The following is a 4478-nucleotide window of genomic DNA, read 5'->3' as shown; positions in this document are numbered from 1 at the left end:
GTAATTAATTATACGGATGGCACACAGGAAAATTTTATTACTGATGAAAGCTGGAAAACAACAGCCTCGCCAATACTATTCAGCAGCATATATGGAGGAGAAGATTATGATGCCAATCTATTAGAAAAAAACTGGTGTAATTCTTTTTATGATGACAGCAAATGGCAACAGGTTATTTTAGTAACAGGAACAGAACATTTACAATCGCAAATGCAGGAACCCTTAAAAATATTTAACCGGTTTAAGCCGGTAAGTAATAATGAAATTAAAAAAGGAATAAAGGTTTATGATCTGGGCCAAAATTTTTCGGGCATTCCTTCTGTAACGGTTAGTGGAAATAAATACGACACCATTAAATTGTATTGCGGCGAATTAATAAATACCGATGGAACTATAAATCAAAAAGCAACAGGTTCTCCAAGTTTCTTTACTTATATTCTTAAAGGCAATGAAGACGAAAGCTGGCAACCGCAATTCTCTTACACAGGTTTTCGCTATATACAGGTACATTGTATTGCAAATGACAGTTCAAAAAAAATACCCGTAGTTAAAAATATTGAAGGCTTGCATGTTAGCAGTATTTACAATAAAAACGGGACATTTGTTTGTAACAATTCTCTTTTTAATAAAACAAATACTTTAATTGATTGGGCAATTAAAAGTAATACTGTTAGTCTGTTCACCGATTGTCCGCACAGAGAAAAATTAGGTTGGCTGGAACAAACACATTTAATGAGTGCATCTGTTCAATACAATTATGATATTGCTGTGCTGAATAAAAAAGTAATTGCAGATATGCAAAATGCACAGTATGCAAATGGAAAAATTCCGGAAATTGCACCGGAGTTTACGGAGTTCACCCCGCCGTTTGATGAGTCGCCGGAGTGGGGCAGCGCATCAGTTATTTTGCCCTGGTATAATTATAAATGGTATGGCGATAAAAAAACTTTACTGAATGCTTATCCGATGATGCAGCATTATGTTGATTATTTATTAACCAAAGATTCAGCCTTTATTTTAAAACATGGCCTGGGCGATTGGTTTGATATTGGGCCTAAAAAATCGGGTTTTGCACAAATGACAGCAATGGGTGTAACAGCAACTGCAATTTTATATTATGATGTAAATATTTTAATTGAAACAGCAAAAATATTAAACAGCACCGATGATATCATACGTTTTAAAACTTTAGCAGCACAAATAAAAACAGCATTCAATAATAATTTTTTTGATAAACAACAATTGCAATACAATGCTGCCAGTCAAACCGCAAATGCAATGGCATTGTACATGGGTCTTGTAGAACAAAAAAATAAAAGTGCAGTAATTAATGCTTTAATAAAAGAAATTAAAAGTCGCAACTACGCACTCACCGCCGGCGATATTGGCTATCGCTATGTATTAAGGGCACTGGAAGATGCCGGAAGAAGCGATATAATTTTTAGTATGAACAGCAGGGATGATGTGCCTGGTTATGGATTTCAATTAAAGCATGGAGCAACAGCACTAACCGAAAGTTGGCAGGCGTATGAATCGGTAAGTAACAATCATTTTATGTTAGGCCATTTAATGGAATGGTTTTTTTCGGGCCTTGCAGGTATTAAGCAAAGTGACAGGAGTATTGCATTTAAGGATATTGAAATAAAACCACAGCCTGTGGGTGATGTAACGTATGCAAATGCACAATTCAATTCGCCTTACGGATTAATTGTAAGCAACTGGAGAAAAACGGAAAATAAATTTGATCTAAATGTTATCATTCCTGTAAATACAACTGCAATTATTTATTTACCTGCAAACACAACCTATCAAAAACCAGTGCACATAGGCTCGGGTAATTATAATTTTACAGTTACACTTAAATAATGAACTTGCTAAAACGATATAACAGAACCGGTATATTATTTTTTATTGCAGTAATGCAATCATTATTAATTACAGCACAACCCCGGCAGGTTATAGATTTTAATACCAACTGGAAATTTTATTTAGGTAACGACAGTGCTGCGGTCAATCCATTGTACAACGATGAAAAGTGGAGAACCATTTCGTTACCGCACGACTGGAGCATTGAAGGCAATTTTAAAAAAAATGCTGCCGCTACCAATCAGGGCGGTGCATTGCCGGGTGGTATTGGCTGGTATAGAAAGACTTTCCGTCTACCTGTTTCAACCAATGAAAAAAAGGTACGCATTGAATTTGATGGTATTTATAAAAACAGTGAAGTATGGATCAATGGTCATTATCTCGGCAAACGGGCCTATGGGTACAGTAATTTTTCTTACGACTTAACACCCTGGTTATTTTTTGATAAACAAAATGTAATTGCTGTTAAAGTAGATAACAGCCAGCAGCCCGATTCAAGATGGTATAGTGGAAGTGGTATTTACAGGGATGTAAAATTAGTGATAACTAAATGGTGGGCTTTAAAACCTGAAGAGGTATTTGTTTACAATGAAATGGTTAATGCAGGAAAAACCAAATTATTTGCAGAAACAAAATTAGTTACCAAAAACACTGACCTTGAAATATGGGCAGAGATATATGACCCAAATGGAAAATTTATTGCGAGAATGGCAGCAGGTAAAATCAATGATAATCATGTTTTCACCTTTTCATTTAACTTAAATAACCCCAAATTCTGGTCAACAGTAAATCCTGTTTTGTATAAAATTAAATTTAGTGTTTTCATTGCAGCAAGATTAATGGATGAGTATGAAACAATTTTCGGCATCCGCTCCATTCACTTCGATGCACAAAAAGGTTTCTTCCTAAACAACCAACCCTTAAAAATAAAAGGTGTTTGTATGCATCATGATTTAGGTGCCTTGGGTGCAGCCTTTAATAAAACCGCAGCAAAAAGGCAATTGCAAATTTTAAAAGATATGGGTTGCAATGCCATACGTTTTTCTCATAACCCACCTGCAAGTGCCATGCTTGATCTTTGTGATGAAATGGGCTTTTTAGCAATGGATGAAGCATTTGATATGTGGAAGAAAAAGAAAAATAAATTTGATTACCATTTGAATTTTGAAGAATGGTATGAGAAAGATTTAACAGCAATGGTACTGCGTGACAGAAATCATCCATCCGTTTTTATGTGGAGCATTGGCAACGAAATAAGAGAACAGTTTGACAGCAGCGGAACAACGATCACCAAAAAATTAGTAGATATTGTAAAACAACTGGATCCCACACGGCCGGTTACTGCTGCATTAACGGAAACCATGCCCGGGAAAAATTTTATAACCAAAGCCAATGCTCTGGATGTACTGGGCTTTAATTATAAGTATTACGATTACCCCGAATTGCCCAATCGCTTTCCCAATCAAAAATTTATTGCTACCGAAACAGCATCAGCATTATCAACAAGAGGAGTGTACCAGTTTCCATCAGACAGTATCCGCATTTGGCCACCCGATTATAAAGGGCAGGATACATTTACAGGTAATAAAGATTTTACCGCATCTTCTTACGATAATACTTTTGCCTACTGGGGCGGTACACACGAAAAAACATGGCTTGCTGTAAAAAAATATCAGCATATGGCCGGCATATTTGTTTGGAGTGGTTTCGATTTTTTAGGAGAGCCTGTGCCGTATCCAAAATTTCCTGCAAGAAGTTCCTATTATGGTATTGTTGACCTGGCTGGCTTTCCCAAAGATGTATATTATATGTATCAAAGCGAATGGACAACAAAACCGGTGCTCCATATTTTTCCACATTGGAACTGGCCGCAGGGAAAAATTGTTGATGTGTGGGCTTACTATAATAATGCCGATGAAGTAGAATTATTTTTAAATAACAGATCAATAGGCATCAGAAAAAAAATAAATGATGAGTTGCATGTAATGTGGCGTGTGCCTTTTGAAGCCGGTACATTAAAAGTTATCTCCAGAAAAAATAATAAAACAGTTTTAATAAAAGAAATTAAAACTGCAGGCAAGCCTTTTAAAATTGAATTAATTGCAGATAGAAAAATTATAAAAGCTGATGGAAAAGATTTGTCTTTTATTACTGCAAGAGTTTTAGATAAGGATGGCAATGTTGTTCCGGATGCAAATAATCAGATCAGCTTTTCTATTACAGGCAACGCAACCATTGCCGGCACCGATAATGGATATCAGGCAGATACCGTTTCTTTAATCAGCCATAAAAGGCAGGCCTGGAAAGGTATGACATTGTCCATAATAAAATCTGCTGCAAAAAAGGGAAATAGTACATTAACTGCAACTTCACCAGGATTGCTTTCGGGAACGATTGCATTGATGACAACTGAATAAAGCCACCAGTTTTATTATTTTGCACCTGCATTACATTTTTTATAAATAGTAAAATTGTACATCAAATTAGCAAAACCTTACATTGTTGAGCTTTAGCTGTACCAGTACCTTTAGCAGGTTGATTGGAGAAATGTTTTTGCTCATTTCCTAACGATTAAAAAAAGCGCTACATGAAAAGGTTTATACCTGATACAA

2 protein-coding genes are annotated in these 4478 nt (G+C 35.8%); both read left to right on the top strand.

From position 1 onward, the window contains the following. A partial coding sequence (locus tag ACY65O_RS16135) for a family 78 glycoside hydrolase catalytic domain (protein ID WP_462221892.1) occupies positions 1-1866 on the top strand: 1866 nt, incomplete at its 5' end. Further along, positions 1866-4283, top strand: a complete 2418-nt coding sequence (locus ACY65O_RS16130) for a glycoside hydrolase family 2 TIM barrel-domain containing protein (RefSeq protein ID WP_462221891.1) — start codon at positions 1866-1868, stop codon at positions 4281-4283. The genes ACY65O_RS16135 and ACY65O_RS16130, both read left to right, overlap by 1 nt. The last annotated feature ends 195 nt before the right edge of the window (positions 4284-4478 follow it).

Source organism: Ferruginibacter sp. (genome assembly GCF_031430955.1).
In the GTDB taxonomy this organism is placed as follows: Bacteria; Bacteroidota; Bacteroidia; order Chitinophagales; family Chitinophagaceae; genus Ferruginibacter.
The sequence above is the reverse complement of the archived record's forward strand: the minus strand, read 5'-3'. Positions and strand labels throughout refer to the sequence as shown.

Bases quoted from the DNA above. Each gene is read 5' to 3' on its own strand.
- ACY65O_RS16130 (WP_462221891.1), top strand. From the start codon at position 1,866: ATGAACTTGCTAAAACGATATAACAGAACCGGTATATTATTTTTTATT.